This window comes from Brevibacterium sp. GP-SGM9 (genome assembly GCF_047300845.1).
Lineage (GTDB): Bacteria > Actinomycetota > Actinomycetes > Actinomycetales > Brevibacteriaceae > Brevibacterium.
This window is the reverse complement of the sequence record NZ_CP178563.1, coordinates 3,533,323-3,553,021: the sequence shown is the minus strand read 5'-3', so window position 1 is coordinate 3,553,021 and position 19,699 is coordinate 3,533,323. Positions and strand designations below refer to the sequence as shown.

Genomic DNA, 19,699 nt, shown 5'->3' with positions numbered 1-19,699 from the left:
AGGCTGGGGTGAGAGCGGGGACGGACGTCCGGACGCGAGGGGTCCGGGACCCGGGCGGAGGCGACTCGCGCCTCCGCCCGGACCGGCGGGATCACTTCTGGTACTTGTCCGCGACCTTCTCCGCTTCCTTCTGGCCCTTCTCCAGGGCCGCATCGGACGTGGTGCGACCGGCGATGGCCGAGCTGACATCCTCGGAGATCCCCGTCGCCAGATCCGCGAATTCGGGAATCGTCACGAACTGCACGCCGAGCGTCGGCCGCGGCTGCACGCCCGGACTCTTCGGATCGGCCGAATTGATGGCGTCCTCGGTCTGCTGATAGAACGGCTCGGCGGCCTTCTGGTACTCGGGGTTCTCGTAGGTCGAGGTGCGCTTGCCGGCGGGCACATGCTGCCAGCCGAGCTCCTCGGCGACGGTCTCCTCATAGTCCTTCGAGGACGCCCAGGCCACGAACTGCTTGGCCGCGTCCTGGTTCTTCCCGGCATCCTGGATGCCCCAGGCCCAGGTGTAGAGCCAGGAGCTCGAGTCGGTGTCCTTGACGGGGGCGGCGACATAGCCGATCTTGTCCTTGACCGGGGAGTCATCGGCTTCGAGCGTGCCGGTGGCGGCCGTCGAGTCGTACCACATCGAGACCTTGCCCTGCTGCAGGTTGGTCAGGCATTCGGTGTAGCCGGCCTGCGGGGCGCCGGACTCGCCGTGCTCCTTGATGAGGTCGACGTAGAAGTTCGTCGCCTCCTTGAACTCGGGCGAATCGACCTGCGCATTCCAGTCCTCGTCGAACCAGGTGCCGCCGAAGGTGTTGACCACGGTCGTCAGCGGGGCGAACATCTCGCCCCAGCCCGGCAGTCCGCGCAGGCAGATGCCCTTCGTGCCCTTCTCGACGCCGTCGACCTTCGCCGCGAGATCGGCGACCTCGTCCCAGGTCGGCTTGTCCGGCATGGTCACGCCGGCCTTCTCGAAGATGTCCTTGCGGTACATGAGGAACGAGCCCTCCCCGTAGAAGGGTTCGCCGTAGATCTGGTCCTCGAAGGTCAGCGATTCGGCCATCGGGGCGAGGATGTCGTCCTGCTCGAAGCCCTCGGCATCGGCAACGCCCTCGTCGAGCGGGGTCAGCCAGCCGTTCTTCGCATAGGTGGGGATCTCGTAGTTCGACATCGAGGCGACATCGTAGTTGCCGGCCTGGGCGGAGAACTCCTGTCCGATCTTCGCGCGGACTTCGTTCTCCGGCAAGACCGTGTAGTTGACCTTGATGCCGGTGTCTTCGGTGAAGTGGTCGGCGGTGAGCTTCTGCAGGTCCTGCATCTGCGGGTTGTTGACCATGAGGACGTTGACCTCCTCATTGCTCCCGCCGCTCGAGCTGCCTCCCGCGCCGCCGCAGCCGGCGAGTGTGAGTGCTCCGACCACGCCGATGGCCACCGCCGCGGCGCCTCGCCCGGTGATTGAGTGCTTCATCGTGTTTGCCTTCCCTCTTCATTGCGGGATCGCGAATTCGCTTCCGAGTAACATATGAGCATATGCGCTCACATGTGCAATACTGTGTCATGGTTTAATCAGATGTGCAACAGATCACAGATGAGCGATAACGAGGTCGCCGTCGATCCCGAAGGGAGGGCCATGGACACAGTCCCCACCGCCAGACACCGCCGGTTCCTGGCTCAGCTGGCCCGAGACCACTACGTCCTGGGCAGGTCGAAGGTCGACATCGGCAAAACCCATGGCCTCAGCCGGTTTCAGGTCGCCCGACTTCTCCAAGAGGCCGTGGACAGCGGGGTCGTGACCATCTCGATCGAGGCCGAACCCGCCGCCGATGACGGTCTGGCCGAGCAGTTCGCCGCCGCCCTCGGGCTCGACTCCGCAGTGATCGTCGACATCGCCGAAGGTGAGGACCCGTCCCAACGGATGGGGCGGGCGGCCCTGGCCTATGTCGCCCGGCAGGCGCGGACCGGCATGCGCATCGGCCTCGCGTGGTCGCGGACCCTCGATGCCGCCGCGGATTTCGCTCCTGCCCTCCCCCGGTGCACGATCGTCCAGGTCGCCGGGGCGCTGCAACTCGGCACGGCCCGCCCGGGAGGCGGAATCTTCGCCCGGCTCGGCCAGGACCCGGCCGTGACCATGGTCCGCCTGCCCGCTCCCCTGCTCGTCACCGAGGCGGACACCGCCGCGGATCTGCGTGCCCTGCCCGAGATCTCGAGTGCCCTCGCCGCCGCCGATGACCTCGACCTCGCTGTGGTCTCGGTGGCGCCGTGGGCCGCGGAGCAGTCCTCGGTGTGGGAGAAGTGCAGTCCCGCGCAGCGTCGTGCGGGTGTGGCCGATGGTGCCGCCGCCGAGGTGTCCGGGCGTCTCTTCGACTCCGCCGGCACCGATGTCGACACGATCGACGATCGGGTCATCGCCATCACCCTCGACCAGCTGCGCGCGGCCGCGAAGACCGTCGGGGTCGCCCGGGGCATCGAGCGCGCCGACGCCGTCCGGGCCGCCTGCGCCGCCGGTATCCTCGACGTCGCCATCGTCGACGAGGAGCTGGCAAGGGCCGTGCTCGCCGAGGTGGGGGCAGAGTCCGAAGAAGAAACGGCCCGACTGGCGGAACGACGAGTCGACGGATCCCGCGACCACGCCGAGGAACAGCGATGAGTGCCCCTCGCACCCTGGTCGCCGGAGTCGACTCCTCGACGCAGAGCTGCAAGCTCGTCATCGCCGACCCCGAGACGGGGAAGATCCTGCGCAGCGGCACCGCCGCGCATCCGCCGGGTACAGAGGTCGATCCCGAGGAGTGGTGGGCGGCGCTGCAGGCGGCGATCGAGGCAGCCGGCGGGCTCGACGATGTCGCGGCGCTGAGTATCAGCGGCCAGCAGCACGGCCTCATCGCCCTCGATGCCCAAGGCCGGGTGATCCGGGATGCGCTGCTGTGGAACGATCTGCGCAGCGGAGCCGCCGCCCGCGAGCTCATCGCCGAGCTCGGCGTCGACGCCTTCGTCGACCGCGTCGGGATCGTGCCCGTCGCCTCCTTCACCGGGGCGAAGCTGCGCTGGCTGCGTGATCACGAACCCGAGAACGCCGCCCGGGTGGCCGCGGTCGCGCTGCCCCATGACTGGCTGACCTGGCGACTGCTCGGCTATGGCCCCGGCGACCGTGGCCGGCTGGATCCTGACCTCGACGCACTCGTCACCGACGCCTCCGATGCCAGCGGCACCGCCTATTTCTCCGCGGTGACCGGCCGCTACGACCTCCCGCTCTTCCACGCGATCCTCGGACGACCCGCCCGCGAGGCCGTCCCCACCTCGGCGACACCTGGCACCGACCCCACCCCCACCTCGGCGGGCGAGGCCCCGATCATTCTTCCCCGCGTGCTCGGACCGCACGAGAGCGCCGGGACCACCCCTGAGGGCATTCTGCTCGGGCCCGGGGCCGGGGACAATGCGGCCGCGGCACTCGGACTCGGCGCGGCCGCCGGCGATGTCGTCGTCTCGATCGGCACCTCGGGCACCGTGTTCAGCCCCACCGGACTCGAGATCAGCGATCCCACCGGGACGGTCGCCGGCTTCGCCTCCGCCGACGGCGGACGCCTGCCGCTGGTCGCCACCCTCAACGCCGCCCGGGTCCTCGATTCGGCCACCGAGATGCTGCGCGCCAGCCACGAAGAGGTCGCGGCCCTGGCCCTGTCCTCGACCTCGGGGGCGGGCGGGCTGACTCTCGTGCCCTACTTCGAGGGCGAGCGCACCCCCAATCTTCCCGACGCCACGGCCCGGCTGGAGGGGATGACCCTGGCGAACTCCCGGGCAGGCAATGTCGCCCGCGCCTTCGTCGAAGGCATGCTCTGCGGACTCGCCGACGGACTCGACGCCGTGCTGGCCCAGGGGGTGGACGCCGAACGCCTGCTGCTCATCGGCGGCGCCGCCCGCAATCCGGCCGTCAGGGAGGTCGCCAGGGACGTCTTCACCGTCCCCATCGACGTCCCCGAACAGGCCGAATACGTGGCCATCGGCGCCGCCCGCCAGGCCGCATGGACGCTGACCGGAACCCCGCCGAGGTGGCCGGTCGAACTCGTCGCAACCCTCCACCCGCGCCCGTCCGGGGTCAGGGATCAGTACCACTCATACGCCCGCGCCGGTTCCCGGGTCGGCACACCAACCTCACCGAGCAACCCGAACATGCCGAGTACTCCGACCAGACCGAACAGTCCCACCACACCGAGCAGTCCCACCGAGAATGATCACCGCGGATCCTCGGGTGCACAGCCACCCGTGAAAGGTTGAGATTCACCATGGCAACAGTCAGCTTCGATAAGGCAATGCGCCAGTACCCAGAGGCGCTCACTCCCTCCGTCGACGAGATCAGCCTGGATATCGCCGATGGCGAATTCCTCGTCCTCGTCGGCCCCTCCGGGTGTGGGAAGTCCACCACCCTGCGGATGCTCGCGGGCCTCGAACCCGTCGACGGCGGGCACATCAGGATCGGTGAGGACGACGTCACGGGTCTGTCTCCGCGGGAGAGGGACATCGCGATGGTGTTCCAGAACTATGCCCTCTACCCGCATATGACCGTCGGGGAGAACATGGCGTTTGCGCTGAAGATCGCCGGCGTGTCCAAGTCCGACCGGGAGGAGCGGGTGCGGGAGGCCGCGCGTCTGCTCGACCTCGAACCCTATCTCGACCGGAAGCCGAAGGCCCTCTCCGGCGGTCAGCGGCAGCGCGTGGCCATGGGGCGGGCGATCGTACGGTCCCCGCAGGTGTTCCTCATGGACGAGCCGCTGTCGAACCTCGATGCCAAGCTGCGGGTCCAGACCCGTGCGCAGATCGCCTCCCTGACCCGCCGCCTCGGCGTCACCACCGTCTACGTCACCCACGATCAGGTCGAGGCGATGACCATGGGCGACCGGGTCGCCGTGCTCGCCGACGGTCGACTGCAGCAGGTCGACACCCCGCGGGCGCTCTACGATCACCCGGCCAATCTCTTCGTCGCCGGGTTCATGGGTTCCCCGGCGATGAACCTCATCGAACTGCCCGTGACTGACGGGACGATCCGCCTCGGCGAGACTTCGATCCGCCTCACGGACACTCAACGATCCGAGCTGACCGGTGAGAGCGTCACCCTCGGGGTGCGCCCCGAGGACTTCCGCATCGAGGACTCCGGCGGGCTCGAGGTGCGGGTGGATCTCGTCGAGGAGCTCGGCGCCGATGCCTATGTGCACGGGACGGCGAGCGAACCGGGCATCGATTCGGCCATCGTCTCCCGGGTCGGCGGCCGCACGCAGGTCTCACGGAACGACACGGTGCGGGTGGTGCCGGAGATCTCCCGCATCCACCTCTTCGACTCGCAGTCCGGGGCTCGGCTCAGCGACGCGGTCGACGCGGCAGCGTGACGGCGCAGTCGGGCAAACGGCCTGCGCACCATTAAGATCGACCCATGGTCGATTTCGCACGTTCACCCCGCTCCACCCTCGGCGTCGAGTGGGAACTGGCTCTCCTGGATGGTGAGAGCCTTGATCTGACCCCTGCCGCTGAGACGCTGCTGGCCGATGTCGCCGAACACGCGCCGGCGTTCGAGAAGCAGATCGTCGGCGAGATGCTGACGAACACCATCGAACTCGTCACCGGAGTCCACACCCAGGTCGCCGGAATCGCCGAGGACTTGGCCGGTTCCATGGGCGCCCTGCGCACCCTCACCGAGGCCCGCGGGGTCGAGCTCATGTCCGCCGGCACCCACCCCTTCGCGCAGTGGCAGTCGCAGGAGGTCAGGGCCAAAGACCGTTACCTCGAGCTCGTCGATCGCACCCAGTGGTGGGGTCGGAACATGCTCATCTTCGGTGTCCACGTCCATGTCGGCATCGACTCACGCGACAAAGTGCTGCCGATCATCGGCGCCCTCCTCGCCTACGTCCCCCACCTGCAGGCGCTCTCCGCGTCCTCCCCGTTCTGGGGCGGCACGGACACCGGCTACGCCTCGAACCGGGCGATGATGTTCCAGCAGCTGCCGACCGCCGGACTGCCGTTCCAGTTCGAGGAGTGGGCCGACTACGAGAAGTACGTCGACGACATGCTCACCACCGGCATCATCGACCACATCAACGAGATCCGCTGGGACATCCGCCCCGCACCGCACTGGGGCACCGTCGAGGTCAGGGTCTGCGACGGACTGCCGACCCTCGAGGAGATCGTGGCGATCACGGCGCTCATCCAGTGCCTCGTCGACGATCTCTCGGAGCGCCTCGACGCCGGGGAGACCCTGCCGCGGATGCCCGACTGGTTCCACGACGAGAACAAATGGCGCGCCGCCCGCTACGGCATGGACGCGATCATCATCGAGAACGCCGCGGCCGATGAGCGCCTCGTCACCGAATGCCTCGCCGACGAGGTCGAACGGCTGACCCCAGTGGCCGAACGCCTCGGCTGCCTCGAGGAGTTGGGCTCGATCACGACGATCGTCGAGCGCGGGGTGGCCTATCAGCGCCTGCAGAAGGTGTTCGCCTCGACCGGTTCCCTCACCGAGGTGACCCGTTCCCTGATCAGGGAGCTGCGGACCTCGTACACCTAGAGCCCGTTCGTCGAGACACAGGCTGCACGTCCAGTCACGGCGGTGCACACGCGTGTTTGGACACGCAGCCCGTTCGTCGGCGGACCGACTCACCTCACAGGTGCGGGCGCAGCATCTCCAGCAGCCGCGGCAGCGCCGAGGCGACCCCCGAGTGCAGCTCGTAGTCGTCGAGGCTCTCGATCGGCACCCAGGAGAGCTGGATGCTCTCCGGATCGTTGATGACCGGGTCGAAGTGCCGCAGGGTGCGGGCGATGACCGTGGTGTAGGACCAGTCGCCGAGGTCGAGGACATGGGTCTCGAGGATCTCGATCCCCTCCCCGTCCGGATCCGGGACCCCGGCTTCCTCCCAGGACTCGCGGATCGCCGCATCGATCGCGGATTCGCCGAGGTCGCGGGCGCCGCCGGGGAAGCCCCAGGTGCCGCCTTCGACCGACCACAGGGCGCGGTGCTGCATGAGGATTCCCTGCTCGGGGTCGAGGAGCATGAGGCCGGCGGCGCCGTTGAGTCCCCAGTGCTTCCGCCCGTCGGAGCCCCACGTCCATCCGTCACCCGATCGCCGAGGCGGTCGCCCCGCAGGCAGTCGCGTCGAGTTCGCCGCCTGTGCGTTCTGCTCCGCGGCCTCGCGGTCCGGGCTCTCAGACGAGGACATGGTCCACATCCAGAGAGGAGACGGCAGCGAAGGAGAGGTCGCTGGGTCCGATGCCGCGGGAGACGAGTTCGGCGCCGAGCGCGGCGACCATCGCGCCATTGTCGGTGCATAGCTTGAGCGGCGGCACGCGCAGACGCACGCCCGCCTCGGCGCATCTGTCCGCGAGCACCTCACGCAGGTGTGTGTTCGCCGCGACTCCCCCGCCGAGCACGATGTGGTCGATGCCGGTGTCTGCCGCGGCCAGCAGCGTCTTGGTCACGAGCACGTCGACGACGGCGTCTTCGAACCCGGCGGCGATGTCGGCCACCCGCAGGTCCGCACCCAGCGTCTCGGCCTTCGTGACTTCCCGCAGAGCCGCGGTCTTCAGCCCGGAGAAAGAAAAATTGTACCGACGCTCGGGGTCCCTGAGGTCCTGCTTCTTCGCGAGCCCGCGGGGGAACCGCACCAGGGAGCGATCCCCGGGGGCCCCGGTGCCGTCGAGCAGTCCGAGGGCGGCCTTCGAGATGTTCGGTCCGCCCGGATAGTTCAGCCCGAGCAGTCGGGCGGTCTTGTCGAAGCCCTCTCCGGCGGCATCGTCGATGGTGGCGCCGAGGAGTTCGATGTCCTCGACGACATCGCCGATGCGCAGGATCTCCGTGTGCCCGCCGGAGACCAGGAGGGCGATCGTCGGCGTGGTCAGTCCGTCGATGTCCTCGGCGACGAGGTCGACGGCCACGTGCGCGGCGAGGTGGTTGACGCCGTAGAGCGGCAGGTTCAGCGCCGCGGCGAGTCCCTTGGCCGCACCGGCCCCGACCATCAGGGCGCCGCTGAGTCCAGGGCCCGCGGTGACCGCGATCGCGTCAAGGTCGCCGAGGTCTACACCGGCTTCATCACACGCCGAGGCGATGGCGGGGCCGATCGCCTGCACATGGGCCCTGGAGGCGACCTCGGGGACGACCCCGCCGAAGCGGACGTGTTCGTCCATCGAGGAGGAGACCGTGTTCGTCAGCAGCGTCCGCCCACGGACGATCCCGACTCCGGTCTCGTCACACGAGGATTCGATGCCGAGAACGAGCGGTTCGCTCATTCGGCGTCCCTGCCGTCCTCGAGTTCGAGGTCGGCGTAGCGTTCGAGCAGCTCGGGTTCGCTCGCCTCGGTCACCTCGAGGCCGAAGCTGCGGGCAAAGAGGCGCAGATGGGTGTCCCACATCGGACCGAAGTCGGCGGCCTTGAGCCGGGCGCTCTCGACATCGGGAGCCGACTGGGTGAAGACGAGGAGGGTCGCGGCACCGTCGGTGAGTTCGAGGGGCAGAAGCTGGAAGCCGAGCACGCCGAAGTCGTCGAGCTCGACGAGCACGTGGTCCTCGACCTCGCTGCTGAGGATGACGCCTTCCAGCTGCGCCTCCCCCAGGTCGAAGATGATGCGCGGGTTCGCGTCACCCGCGGAATCCGCGTCTCCAGTGGGATCCGTGTCTCCGGTGGGATCCGTGTCGCTCTCCGTTTCGGAGTCCTCGTCCGGTTCGCCGTCGGGGCTCTCGACACGGAAGGGGGCGAACCAGGTGCCGGCCTCTTCCCTGTCGGTCAGCTTCGCCCAGACCGCTGCGGGTTCGACGTCGAGCGGCAGCTCGATGACGAGGTCGGTGCCGTTCTCCCAGGTGACCAGGCGCGGGCTTGTGGTGGTCATGATTCCTCCGCCCAGGCGCTGCCGAGCGCCGAGATCTCGTCGTGGCTGAGTTCCAGTTCGGTTCCGACCAGCAGTTCGGTGAGCTGTTCGGGCACCCTCGCAGAGGCGATCGTCGAGGGGATGAAATCGTGGCTGAGCTGCCAGGCGATGGCGGTTGCAGTCAGGCTCGCATTGTGGGCAGCGGCCACATCGTCGAGGATCTCCAGGGTGCGCAGCGCCTCCTGGTTCTCGAGGAAATCGGCCACCCGTTCGCCGCGCACGCTGCCCGTGGCGTCGCCTCCGGTGTGCTTGCCGGTGAGGAAGCCGGAGGCCAGGGAGTGGAAGGGCAGTTCGGCGATGCCTTCGCTGCGCAGATACGCCTGCTTCTGCTCATCGACGGCTCCACGGGAGACGAGGTTGTAGCGGTCCTGGACGACCCGATAGCAGGCGAGCGAATACTTCGCGCTGACCCGCCTAGCCGACTGCAGGCGTTCGAGGCTGAAGTTCGATGCTCCGAGGTAGCTGACCTTGCCGGATCGCACGAGGGCGTCGAAGGTCTCCGCGACGGCGACCTGGTCGACGTCCTCATCATCGAGGTGCGCGTAGTAGAGGTCGATGCGGTCGGTGCCCAGACGGCGCAGCGAGGAGTCGATGCAGTCGCGGATATTGGCCGGGTCGAGTCCCTTGTGCTTCGGATGCATGCCGACCTTGGTGGCGATGACCATCTCGTCGCGGTTGCCGCGGGCCTTCATCCATTCGCCGATGATGGTCTCGGATTCTCCGCCCGAGTTGCCTTCGACCCAGACGGAATAGGCATCGGCCGTGTCGATGAAGTTTCCGCCCGCTTCGGCATAGGCGTCGAGGACTGCGAAGCTCTGTTCCCGATCCGCTCCCCAGCCGAAGGGATTGCCACCCAGCTGAAGAGGATGGACCATAAGATCGGTGTCTGCCAATTGCACTCGTGTCATGTCTCCAGCCTACCCTTTGGTCTGCACGTCGATGGGCTCGGATCACGGTGCGAACAACCGTGATCCGAGCCCATCTCCGCCGTTGCTGAGAGTCCGCTCAGCTCAAGTCGGTGGGGTCGAGTCCGATGCTGCGGCGGATTCCCGAACGGATTCCGAACCCGGCGACGACGGCCACTGCGAGACCGGTGCCCATGGCGATCCAGGCGCGCACGGGAACCTCGGATGCCGCGCGTGCTTCTTCGGCTTCCTGGGCGAAGACAGTCTCGTCATCGACTTCCGAATCCTTCTTCGCATCGGCCTTGTCAGCAGATCTCCCGGACCCGCCGCTGGAGCCGCCGGCTCCGGTTCCACTTCCCTGGCCGGCTCCGGACTGGCCTCCACCGGAACCGCCGGCACCTTGCCCAGGCGTTCCGCTGCCGGCCGCCGCCTTGTAGTCTCCGGCTCCCGGTTCGTAGTCTCCGAGCGAGATGGTCATCGGTTCGGCCGGCTTGTAGGGGTCACGCACTCCACCCGAGGTGAACCAGTACGAGTACTGGCCGGTCTTGTGCTGGAAGTCGACGAAGCTCTGCGGGAACGCACCCCAGATGTCGGCGTTCTCACCGTTCTTCTCCGCCTGCGCCGAGGCGTTCTCATCGGCACCGCCGACCGAACTGCCCGACGATCCTTCCTTGCCCTTGTTGTCGTACTTCACGCCGAGGTAGTCGGGCGTGGCCGTGATGTGCCCGGCATCGAGGAGGGCGTCGATGTCGATGTTCTTGAAGTTCGCCATCGTGATCGATTCGGGTTCGAGCGTGATCCACTTCGAGGAGTCGAACATGTCGGCTCCGTAGCCGCTGAGATCGGCGACGAGAGTGCTCTTGCCATTCGAGTCGACCTCGAGCTTGGGGTCGGTGGCCGACCAGTAGGTCATGCCGCCGTAGAAGGCGACGGTGAAGCTGCCCTTCCACTGCACGGTGACCCCGGAGTCGGTCTCACTGACTTCGCCGTCCTTGATGGCCACCCGGGACTGCGTCCACGAACCCTTGCGGGAGGTCGAGACTGTTTCGCCCGTCGCGTCGAGGCACCTGGAGTCCCAGGAGGCTTCCTTGAAGGTCGACCCTTCGGGCTTCTGGATCGTCACGTTGCCGGAATTCGACTTGTAGAATCCGCCGCCCCCGGAAGGCCAGACGCGTGCGCTGCCCGAGTTCTTCGACTTGCCGGCCGAGAGGAAGTTGCACCCCCCGTAGAAGGCACCGCCGTTGGCTTCCTGGTTGAGCGACCAGTACAGAGTCGCAGTTCCATCGCCGCCGGCATTCTTCTTGTCGTCGTCCTTGCCGTCGTCATCTCCCGGATCATCGGGTTCCTTCGGGGCGGGTCCGGGCGGCTCCGTGTGGTCGCCGTCGTCGGGCTTGTCGACTGGTTCGGCGTACGTGACAGTGAGCTCATTGGCCGTCTTCCGGGGCTGGATCGAGGTCTTCGCACCGGCCGTGGTGTACCAATAGGAGTCCTGACCGGTCCTGACGTTGAAGTCGATCCAGTCCTGAGGCATGGCGCCCCACCAGGATTCGTTCTCTGCGGTCTTCTTGTCCTGAGGATTGCGGCCAGCTGTGTCGGTTGCGACACCGAGATAGTCGGGGAGGAATGTGAAGCCCTTCTCGGTGACGTTGACCGATCCCTTCTGGATCTCGACAATGTTGCCGTCGACGGGTTTGAGCGCCTCCCATTTGCTCATATCGTCCATGTCCGTGCCGTAGCCGGAATAGGTGCCGGTGATGACGCCCTTGCCGTCCTTGACCTCTAGCTTCGGATTGGTGATGGTCCAGTAGGTCATTCCGCCGTAGTAGGCGAAGGTCCACGAACCCTCCCACTGGATCGTTACGGAATTCGTCTCTGGGTCGACCTTTCCTGCACCGTTGTCGATCCGAACGTGGTCACCGGTGTGGTTGTTCGCCGTCTCGGCGTTGGTCTTGTTGTTCACCGAATTGCCGTCCGCTGTGGCGCAGCGAGTGGCGAAAGTCGAGTACTGGTCATTCTCCTTAACGATCGAGACATTTCCCTCGGTGAAGTTTCCGGACTCGTCTGTCTTGAACTGCTTTCCCGCGTCGTCCTTCGTCCAGATCCGAGCCATTCCCGTGTCCCCGGCCTCACCGGCGGCAAGGAAGTTGCAGCCGCCGAAGTAGGAGCCGCCGGTCGACTCGTCGTTGACCGACCATTCGAAGACGGCATCGTCGATGTCGCGGGAACCGCTGGCATCCTCGCCCGGATCATCGGCGGGGTCTGTCGTCGTAGTGTTCTGCGGCGTCGAATACGGCGCGGTCATCGCCTGCACGGGGGCAGTGAGGCCGAAGCCGAGCAGCCCGAGCGCCGCCACTCCGGCGGCCGAGCGCACGAGGGACCTCCGCACAAGGGAGGAGAGTACAGTGTTCATCGTCGATCGTGATCCGTTCTCGTCCCGCGGGACGGTCCGTGGCCGTGTCATGGTTTCGTCGTCGGGAAGCTCGTCGTCAGCGGGTCGTCCGAGGGCGCAGCGGCATCAGAGCGCTCGGCACTGTCCGCGGGCACACGGGTGAGCACGCGAGTGTCTTTCCGCTGCTCGGGATCCGGACCGCCGCCAGACCTGCCGCCTTGGGCCGATCCGCCGTTGTCCGCTGCCGACCCGCCGGTGAACACTCTCGGCGTCGGCGGATAGTCCGCCTCGCGCCGGCCGACTTCCACGTTGCGCTGGTCGACATCCGCATTGCGCTGGGCCGAGCTCGAACCCTGCCCCGGCGCCCTGTTCTCGTCCTCGAAGAAAGCGATGACCTGCGGCGGCAGTTTGCCGTTGCCGGCATCCGCGCCCTGGTGGCTGGTCTGTGCCACGGCCTTCTCGGAGCTGCGTTCGAGCTTGGCCAGCTGCAGCTGCTTCCGCCGCTGCATCTTGATCCGGCGCTTCTGCAGCTTGTGCTTGGTTCTGATCCGCTTCTTCTCCCGCCGGTCGCGTTCCTTCTCCATCGCGGCCGGACTGACTCCGAGCAGCAGACTTTTGGCAGCAAGATAGCAGCCGATGCCGAAGCCCAGCCCGATGGCGATGATCGACCCAAGCACGAGGACACCAGCGAGGACGGCGAAGAAGATCAGCCACGAATCGCTGATCGGCGGTTCGCTGGCCACCGGCGCAACGGCCGGAGCGGCCCCGGTGTTCTCGGTCTGCGCACCCCCCGATCCGCCGCTCGAGGCCGCAGGAGCCGCCTCGGCGTCGGTGTCGTCCTCGGTCGCGGCTTCGTCCTTCTTCTCGTCATCCCCCGCGGACTTCTCCTCCTTCTCGGCGTCTCCGCCCGAGGCGGCACCTGAGTTCGAGAAGTCGACGGGGGTGAAGGATTCGTTGTTGGCGTTGACCACGCCGTGGGCGCCGATCGTGATGATCCCGCACTGCACCTCGGCGCAGTCGACCTCGGTCTCGTTCTGGGCACGGTCGTAGGTCGTGAACTTCTCACCGGGGACTTTGATCGTTCCGCTCCAGGTGCCGTTCGACGCGATCTCGCCGCCGTTGGCCGCATATGCCGTCGACGATCCAGGGAAGGTGACGAAGAGCTGATATCCCGCCGGCTTGGTCTCGTCGTCGTAGACGTAGCGGTAGTTCGTGCCGGTCGCCCCGCCCTTGCTCGGACGCCAACCGCCGGAGGTGTCGTCGACCCAGCCGAAGAGGACGTAGATCCCGCCGAATCCGCCCTCGACGGACTGGAATCCCGAGCCCGAGAGGTCGAGGGATGACTCCCCGTCGGCCTTGGCGGTGCCGGACACGGACACCTTGGGGGCCGCCTCGGCGGGGGCCGGGTTGAGCATCGTCGTGGTCAGCCCGAGGACCGCGGCGATCAGTCCGGTGATCGTGATGAGCGCGAGGATCCGCTTCACCGGCGCCGAGGTGGTCGTCGGGATGGGTGCGGTGCTGCGCTTGGGTGCGCTGCTGCGTGTGATTGCGGTGCTGCGTCTGAGCACAGTGTTGAGCATGGGTCAGCTGTCCTTTCGACCGGCTCGCACGGGCACGACCAGCGGTGCTCCGGTGTTCGGGTCGGCAACGATTGTCACGGGGTAGTCGTAGACCTCGCTGATGAGGTCGGCGGTGAGCACCTCGGTGGGTGGGCCCTGGGCGATGATCGATCCTTGGGAGACCATGGCGATCCGGTCGGCGTAGGCTCCGGCGAGGTCGAGGTTGTGGACGATGATGACCACCGCTCCGCCGGTCGCGGCGTAGTCGCGGGCCTGCTGGAGGACGAGCTCCTGATGGCGGATGTCCATCGGCGCTGTCGGTTCGTCGAGCAGCAGCGCCGGGGTCGCCTGAGCAAGCACACGGGCCAGAGCCACGCGGGCCTTCTCACCGCCGGACAGAGAGGTGAACTTCCGGGCCGCGAACTGCACCGTCTCGGTGCGGGACATGGCTCCGGAGACGATGAGGTCATCGTGCTGGGATTCGCGCATGCCCGCCCACGGGGAGCGGCCCATCTCGACGACCTCGAGGACGGTGAAGGGGAAGGCCAGTCCGATGTCCTGGAGCAGGACGGCCCGACGCATCGCCAGCTCCCGAGTCGACCAGGAGTACTCCACCTCGTCGTCGATGAAGACCTTGCCCGCATCGAGTTCGACATCGGCGGTGACGACGTTGACCAGAGTCGATTTGCCGGCGCCGTTGGGACCGACGACGGCGAGGACCTCACCGCAGTTGATGTCGAGGTCGATTCCCTTGAGGATCTGCCTGTCACCGAAGCTGACCGCGGCTCCGCGCACGGAGATGATGGCCTGGCCCGGAACGGGATAGTTCGGTCGGCGGGCCTGTGAACGGGTGAGAGAGATGACGCTCATGCCCAACCTCCGGATTCTTTGCGGCTGCGTCTGATCAGGTAGAAGAAGAACGGCCCGCCCACCAGGGAGGTGAGCATGCCGATGGGCAGGTCGGCGAATTCGACGAGGGTCCTTGCCGCGAGGTCCGCGATCGCCAGCAGCACCGCACCGCCGAGCACGCTGGCGGGCAGCAGGAGTCGGTGGCCCGGGCCGATGATCATGCGGATGATGTGCGGGACGACGAGACCGACGAAGGCGATGATCCCGCAGAACGCGACCGCGGCGGAGACTAGCAGGGCGACGACGGCCATGACGATGATCCGCAGCCGTTCGACGTTGATGCCGACGTGACGGGCGCTCTTCTCACCGAGGGAGAGGATGTCGAGGCCCGGGGCCAGGGTCTGGGCGATGATGATGCCGAAGACGATGAGCGGCAGGATGAGTCCGACCTGGGACCACAGGCTGCCGTTGAAGCTGCCCATCTGCCAGAACACGATCTGCTCCCGCGCCGAGGTGGGGGCGGCGAAGGTGATGTAGGCGATCGCCGCTCCGGCGATGGCATTGACGGCGACACCGGTGAGCACGAGGGTGATCACCTCGGTGCGCCCCTGCGAACGAGAGACCGTGTAGACGATGAACGTCGTAATCAGACCGCTGGCGAAGGCGAAGGCCGGGGTGGTGAAGGCGCCGAGGAAGGACCAGCCGAAGAGGATCGAGGCGCTGGCACCGACTGCGGCGCCGGAGGAGACTCCGACGACGCCGGGCTCGGCCAGGGGGTTGCCGAAGACGCCCTGCATCATCGACCCGGCCACCGCCAGAGCGGCCCCGACGAGGATGGTCATGATCACTCGGGGGAAGCGGACCTGCCAGAGAGCCTCTTCGCCGAAGTCATGACTCGGACCGGGCAGCCAGTCGATGCCGACCTTGTTCAGGAGGGAGCCGATCACCTCCTGCGGAGGGATGAAGAGCTGGCCGATCGCCGCCGAGAGCACGCAGGCCGCGATGAGTGCGATGAACAGGACGAGGAACAGGGTTCCCGCCCGTGCGGTGCGTCGGCCTCGGATCTGCCCGAGGTCGAGGTCGCGGGCATCCGGTGCGGCATCGAGCTGCGCTGTCGGGTCTGCCGGGGAACGTCGGTCGCCGCCCGAAGTCTGGTCGAGGTGTCGCCCGGAGCGGCGCAGAGGCAGGTCCCGGGTTTCGGTGGACTCACTCATGCCTCGTCCTCTTCCAGTTCTTCATTGATCTCTTTCAGACGCTTGTCGATGGATGCCGGAGGATGGTCCGGATGGTAAGCGAGCTCGGGTGCGTAGATCGCGGTGCCCAGTGCCGCGAGCACCTGGGCCGAACGGGGTCCGAAGCTCATCACTTCGTAGTCGCTCATGTCGACGAGCCGTCGGTTCTTGCCCGCCGGAGTCTGTTTGATGCCGGGCAGTTCGAGGGCCTTGTCGATTCCGCCCACCGAGGCGAGTCCGAGCGTCATCACGATGATGACGTCGGGTGCGGCCTTGATCAGGGCTTCGGAGTTCGTCGGGGACATGCCTTCGAATCCGACTTCGGCGGCGACGTCGCGGCCGGAGACGGATTGGATGAGCGAGTCAGCTCCCGAGCCGACGCCGAACCAGTAGTAGATGCTGCCCCGCAGGTAGAGGAACACAGTGCGCGGTCGGTCCGACGGGTCCTCCGGGGCCAGCTTCTCCACGGCCTTCTTCGTCTCATCGATCTCCATCACGGTGCGCTCGGCGAGCTTGTTGCCGAGATCGGGGACGCCGAGGGCATCGCCGACCTCTCGGATCTGCGGGCCGGCCGAGCGGACTCCCTCGGAATAGGACGAAGAGATGAAGATCACGGGGATTCCGGCATTGCGCAGCTGCAGCTGAGCGTCGTAGGGGCCGATCGTCGTGTCGGTGAGGATCACATCGGGCGAGAGCGCAAGCACCGCCTCGGCGTTGATCTCATGACCGCCCTGTGTGACCAGCGGAAGCTGTTCGGCGCCGGGGACGAGCTGGGTGAAGTCGGTGGCGATGTCGCGGCCGACGAGGTTGCAGCCGAGGCCGAGGCCGACCACAGCGGCGGCGATTCCGCCGTTCTGGTTCATCGCGAGGATGCGGTCGGTCTTCTCCACGGTCTGCTCGGGCCCGTCGTTGCTCTTGACGGTGACCGGCAGATTCGCTTCGTGCGCCGCGGTGTCGGAGACCGACGGAATCTCTCCGGCCGGGGTGTAGGCCGTGGTCTGCCCCTTGATCTCGGTCGGATCCTGTAATTTCGATGAATCGACGTCGGGGACGTCGGGCATATTCGGCGTCGACCGCGCAGGCGGCTGTTGGCAGTCGGCCTCACCTTGGGCGTTGATCGATCCGATGTTGTGGATCCCGTTGTTCCACAGCAGGACCGCCAGTACCAGACCGCCTGAGATCCAGGCGGTTCTGCGGAAGGAACGGCTGCGCACCGTCTTCCGCATCTTCCACTTCGGCATGAGTTACTCGAGAATCTTAGAAAGTCATTTGTTTAAGGCAAGGCTACCCATTCATAACTGAGGCTTGCCTTGGCTTTTTAGGTTATGCCTGTGTAGTCTATTTACTGTTCAGCGAATCCACAACTTCTGCTGATGACGAATCCAGGATCGATTCCGACGCCTGGGCACACGCGCTCATGGCCGTGTAACACGCAAAAAATGAGGAGAATCTATGACGCACAGGAGTGCGCGCGCGAGTGCTTCCCGAGCACGGCGCTTCACATCGCCGCTGGCGGCTGGGGCCGCTGTTGCGGCAACCACCGGTCTGCTGGCGATGGGCATGACGGCCCCGGCATTCGGCGCAGTCGACAAGACCGTCGACGACGCTGTGTTCAGCTGGTCGGTCAACGACGAATCCACCGGCGGTGCCTACTTCGGTGGGTGCAACTTCCTCGTCGCCGGTGATGCCGGAGACACGGGCATGGCACGCATCTGGACTGCGAACGATGCGGGCAGCGTGTACCAGGTCGATGACGACAAGAACTTCGCCGTCGGCAACACCACGGTCAAGAAGTCCAGCGGCAAGCTGTCGAACTTCGACGACCGGTGCAAGACCGGCGACGGCACTCTGGTCAACAACAAGACCAACGCCGAGGCTGAGAACAACCACACCGGCGACCACGTCGAGATCGCCAACGGCACCGGCACGATCGATGCCGACAGCGACAATGCCTCGATCCAGTGGGAAGGTTCGTGGAGCTTCGCCTACTACGGCGGCATGACCTACTGGACGATCTCCGATCCGAAGCTCGAGGTCAAGGACGGCAAGGGCACCATCACCGGCACCTACTCCGGCTACGGCACGGACATGGACGACCTGAGCAAGTGGAACAAGCTCGATCCGGTCGACGGTGAAATCGTTCAGATCCAGCAGGGATCGGTCGACGTCACCGACGAAGGATTCGAGTTCACTCCCGACTTCCTCGGCGTGGAGACCGACACCGCAGGCCGCAACCCACAGGCTCCGAAGACCGACGAGAACCAGTCGTGGTGGGGCGCCATGCCTCAGGACTGGATCGACTTCAACGTCGCCACCGGTCAGGACTCGTACTGGTACACGACCGCGGGTGCGAGCACCTCGATCCAGCCGCGGAAGAAGGCCAACCCGGTCACCGTCGGCTACACCGCGCAGGCTCCCGAGCCGAACGTCTCCACCACTCATTCGGTGAAGTCCGCCTCTGCCGAGGACGGTCTGACCGTCAATGTCACCGGAGACGGATACAATAACCTGCCAAACTCCAGCCTCGGATCCCCGGCCGCCGGCGCCTATGCGGCGATCGTCGATAGTGATCTGGAGAGCAAGGATGTCACCGCAGGCAATGCGGCAGCCGCCCAGTACGTCAAGACCGCCGACATCCAGGACGGCAAGCTCAACGTCGACGTGAACGCGAAGACCGCCGACCTCGCCGAGGACAAGGAATACGACGTCCTCACCTGGGTCGCCCATGGTTTCGCCACGGGAGACGCCGAGCTCTACCGCGAGAGCATCGAGCTCACGGACGAGCAGAAGGAAGCGCTCTTCCCGAGCGACGAGGACGAAGCTGAGGCCGAGGCTGAGGCCGACGGCGCAGCCGATGCCGCCGAAGGTGAAGCTGACGACAAGGGCGCAGCTGACGCCGCTGAAGGCGAAGCCGATGGCGCCGAAGCTGACGAAACCGGTGCAGCCGATGCCAGCGAAGGTGAAGCCGACAACAAGGGCGCGACCGACGCTGCTGAAGGCGAAGCTGACGACAAGGGCGCGGCGGATGCTGCCGAGGCCGACGACAAGGGCGCAGCCGACGCCGCCGAAGGCGAAGCTGATGACAAGGGCGCGGCGGATGCCGCCGAGGCCGACGACAAGGGCGCTGCCGACGGCGGCGAGTCCGACTCCGAAGGCGCAGCCGACGGTGACGACCCCGACGGTTCGTCCGATGGTGACGAGGAGCGGCCCGCCGCTCCTGAGGTCGCTGACCAGACCGTCGGCGCGGACCGCCTCGTCAAGGGCAAGGCCACCCCGAACTCCGAGGTGAATCTGGCCTGGACTCCGGTCGTCGAGAATGAAACCGACGAAAACGCCGGTACTCAGCTCAGCACGTTCGCAGCCTCGGCTGAGGCTGATGACAGTGTCCCGGCTGAGGACAATGTCACGGTGACCGCCGATGATGAGGGCAACTTCTCGACCAAGGCTCCGAGCGCCAAGGGCACCTACGCCTACTCGGCCATTGCCACGGTCGAGGGGGTTCCTTCGGACCCCGCCGAGTTCACCGTCACGGTGAACGAGGATGAGGCCGCCGATGACGACGCCAACGGCTCGTCCGACGGTGCAGAAGGCGGCTCTGACTCCGCCGGTGCAACTGACGGATCCGAGGACGGCGCCGAGGCTGATGCTTCAGGATCCGACAACGGCGCCGAGGCTGACGCCTCCGGTTCCGACAACGGTGCCGGTTCGGGCGCCGAGGCCTCATCCTCGAGCGGCTCCGGCGGTTCGTCCAGCGGCGGCTCCGGCGGCGGGAACCTCCCCCGCACCGGAACCGACCTGATCACCCTGCCGATCGCAGCGGGTCTGATCTTGCTGGGTGCAGCGTCGGTCATGTTCGCCCGGATGCGCAAGCGCTAAACTGGACTCG

Annotated in this window: 15 protein-coding genes; 5 read left to right on the top strand and 10 right to left on the bottom strand. The window is 66.6% G+C overall.

The annotated features are described in order from the left end of the window. Positions 1-91 precede the first annotated feature (91 nt). The gene (locus tag ACH82I_RS15875) at positions 92-1,450 is read right to left on the bottom strand and encodes an ABC transporter substrate-binding protein (protein WP_230744827.1); all 1,359 of its coding nucleotides are present in this window, start codon (positions 1,448-1,450) and stop codon (positions 92-94) included. A gap of 120 nt (positions 1,451-1,570) precedes the next feature. Between ACH82I_RS15875 and ACH82I_RS15870 the strand changes: the two genes are divergently transcribed. From ACH82I_RS15870 to ACH82I_RS15855, 4 genes are read left to right on the top strand one after another with little or no spacing between them, the layout of a single operon-like run. Then, the gene (locus tag ACH82I_RS15870) at positions 1,571-2,629 is read left to right on the top strand and encodes a sugar-binding transcriptional regulator (RefSeq protein WP_413334012.1); all 1,059 of its coding nucleotides are present in this window, start codon (positions 1,571-1,573) and stop codon (positions 2,627-2,629) included. Beyond that, on the top strand, positions 2,626-4,251 hold the full coding sequence (locus ACH82I_RS15865; RefSeq protein WP_413334010.1) for a xylulokinase: 1,626 nt from the start codon (positions 2,626-2,628) through the stop codon (positions 4,249-4,251). Before ACH82I_RS15870 ends, ACH82I_RS15865 begins: the two co-directional genes overlap by 4 nt. Positions 4,252-4,259: 8 nt before the next feature. Next, positions 4,260-5,357: an ABC transporter ATP-binding protein gene (locus ACH82I_RS15860; protein ID WP_413334008.1), complete on the top strand. Its 1,098-nt coding sequence runs from the start codon at positions 4,260-4,262 to the stop codon at positions 5,355-5,357. Between the two features lie 44 nt (positions 5,358-5,401). Then, entirely contained in the window at positions 5,402-6,529 is a 1,128-nt protein-coding gene (locus tag ACH82I_RS15855) for a glutamate--cysteine ligase (protein WP_413334006.1), read from the top strand. A 94-nt stretch (positions 6,530-6,623) separates the two neighbouring features. Here the strand turns inward: ACH82I_RS15855 and ACH82I_RS15850 are convergent, their stop codons facing one another. From ACH82I_RS15850 to ACH82I_RS15810, 9 genes are all read right to left on the bottom strand, one after another. Beyond that, a complete protein-coding gene (locus ACH82I_RS15850; RefSeq protein WP_230744822.1) occupies positions 6,624-7,178 on the bottom strand; it encodes an NUDIX domain-containing protein in 555 nt (184 codons plus the stop codon). Further along, positions 7,165-8,244, bottom strand: coding sequence for a tRNA (adenosine(37)-N6)-threonylcarbamoyltransferase complex transferase subunit TsaD (gene tsaD / locus ACH82I_RS15845; protein ID WP_413334004.1), 1,080 nt, complete (start codon positions 8,242-8,244; stop codon positions 7,165-7,167). Before tsaD ends, ACH82I_RS15850 begins: the two co-directional genes overlap by 14 nt. Then, entirely contained in the window at positions 8,241-8,840 is a 600-nt protein-coding gene (locus tag ACH82I_RS15840) for a hypothetical protein (RefSeq protein ID WP_413334002.1), read from the bottom strand. Before ACH82I_RS15840 ends, tsaD begins: the two co-directional genes overlap by 4 nt. Continuing rightward, the gene (locus ACH82I_RS15835) at positions 8,837-9,787 is read right to left on the bottom strand and encodes an aldo/keto reductase (RefSeq protein WP_230744819.1); all 951 of its coding nucleotides are present in this window, start codon (positions 9,785-9,787) and stop codon (positions 8,837-8,839) included. The genes ACH82I_RS15840 and ACH82I_RS15835 overlap by 4 nt, the downstream gene beginning before the upstream one ends. Positions 9,788-9,884: 97 nt before the next feature. Beyond that, the gene (locus ACH82I_RS15830; RefSeq protein ID WP_413334000.1) at positions 9,885-12,194 is read right to left on the bottom strand and encodes a hypothetical protein; all 2,310 of its coding nucleotides are present in this window, start codon (positions 12,192-12,194) and stop codon (positions 9,885-9,887) included. Positions 12,195-12,241: 47 nt separating this feature from the next. Beyond that, complete coding sequence (locus ACH82I_RS15825; RefSeq protein ID WP_413333999.1) at positions 12,242-13,753, bottom strand: hypothetical protein; 1,512 nt, start codon at positions 13,751-13,753, stop codon at positions 12,242-12,244. Between the two features lie 3 nt (positions 13,754-13,756). Then, positions 13,757-14,602 (bottom strand): heme ABC transporter ATP-binding protein, encoded by an 846-nt coding sequence (locus ACH82I_RS15820; protein WP_413333998.1) that lies wholly within the window; start codon positions 14,600-14,602, stop codon positions 13,757-13,759. Next, positions 14,599-15,795 (bottom strand): FecCD family ABC transporter permease, encoded by a 1,197-nt coding sequence (locus ACH82I_RS15815; protein WP_413333996.1) that lies wholly within the window; start codon positions 15,793-15,795, stop codon positions 14,599-14,601. Before ACH82I_RS15815 ends, ACH82I_RS15820 begins: the two co-directional genes overlap by 4 nt. Further along, on the bottom strand, positions 15,792-17,054 hold the full coding sequence (locus ACH82I_RS15810) for a heme/hemin ABC transporter substrate-binding protein (RefSeq protein ID WP_413333994.1): 1,263 nt from the start codon (positions 17,052-17,054) through the stop codon (positions 15,792-15,794). Before ACH82I_RS15810 ends, ACH82I_RS15815 begins: the two co-directional genes overlap by 4 nt. Before the next feature lie 211 nt (positions 17,055-17,265). Between ACH82I_RS15810 and ACH82I_RS15805 the strand changes: the two genes are divergently transcribed. After that, positions 17,266-19,689 carry an LPXTG cell wall anchor domain-containing protein gene (locus ACH82I_RS15805; protein WP_413333992.1) on the top strand — a complete coding sequence of 808 codons (2,424 nt, stop codon included), beginning with the start codon at positions 17,266-17,268 and terminating at the stop codon, positions 19,687-19,689. The last annotated feature ends 10 nt before the right edge of the window (positions 19,690-19,699 follow it).

What these genes read in the sequence shown, in the direction of transcription:
- ACH82I_RS15875 (WP_230744827.1), bottom strand. Translation starts at nt 1,450, where the DNA reads ATGAAGCACTCAATCACCGGGCGAGGCGCCGCGGCGGTGGCCATCGGC.
- ACH82I_RS15870 (WP_413334012.1), top strand. Translation starts at nt 1,571, where the DNA reads ATGAGCGATAACGAGGTCGCCGTCGATCCCGAAGGGAGGGCCATGGAC.
- ACH82I_RS15865 (WP_413334010.1), top strand. Translation starts at nt 2,626, where the DNA reads ATGAGTGCCCCTCGCACCCTGGTCGCCGGAGTCGACTCCTCGACGCAG.
- ACH82I_RS15860 (WP_413334008.1), top strand. Translation starts at nt 4,260, where the DNA reads ATGGCAACAGTCAGCTTCGATAAGGCAATGCGCCAGTACCCAGAGGCG.
- ACH82I_RS15855 (WP_413334006.1), top strand. Translation starts at nt 5,402, where the DNA reads ATGGTCGATTTCGCACGTTCACCCCGCTCCACCCTCGGCGTCGAGTGG.
- ACH82I_RS15850 (WP_230744822.1), bottom strand. Translation starts at nt 7,178, where the DNA reads ATGTCCTCGTCTGAGAGCCCGGACCGCGAGGCCGCGGAGCAGAACGCA.
- tsaD (WP_413334004.1), bottom strand. Translation starts at nt 8,244, where the DNA reads ATGAGCGAACCGCTCGTTCTCGGCATCGAATCCTCGTGTGACGAGACC.
- ACH82I_RS15840 (WP_413334002.1), bottom strand. Translation starts at nt 8,840, where the DNA reads ATGACCACCACAAGCCCGCGCCTGGTCACCTGGGAGAACGGCACCGAC.
- ACH82I_RS15835 (WP_230744819.1), bottom strand. Translation starts at nt 9,787, where the DNA reads ATGACACGAGTGCAATTGGCAGACACCGATCTTATGGTCCATCCTCTT.
- ACH82I_RS15830 (WP_413334000.1), bottom strand. Translation starts at nt 12,194, where the DNA reads ATGAACACTGTACTCTCCTCCCTTGTGCGGAGGTCCCTCGTGCGCTCG.
- ACH82I_RS15825 (WP_413333999.1), bottom strand. Translation starts at nt 13,753, where the DNA reads ATGCTCAACACTGTGCTCAGACGCAGCACCGCAATCACACGCAGCAGC.
- ACH82I_RS15820 (WP_413333998.1), bottom strand. Translation starts at nt 14,602, where the DNA reads ATGAGCGTCATCTCTCTCACCCGTTCACAGGCCCGCCGACCGAACTAT.
- ACH82I_RS15815 (WP_413333996.1), bottom strand. Translation starts at nt 15,795, where the DNA reads ATGAGTGAGTCCACCGAAACCCGGGACCTGCCTCTGCGCCGCTCCGGG.
- ACH82I_RS15810 (WP_413333994.1), bottom strand. Translation starts at nt 17,054, where the DNA reads ATGCCGAAGTGGAAGATGCGGAAGACGGTGCGCAGCCGTTCCTTCCGC.
- ACH82I_RS15805 (WP_413333992.1), top strand. Translation starts at nt 17,266, where the DNA reads ATGACGCACAGGAGTGCGCGCGCGAGTGCTTCCCGAGCACGGCGCTTC.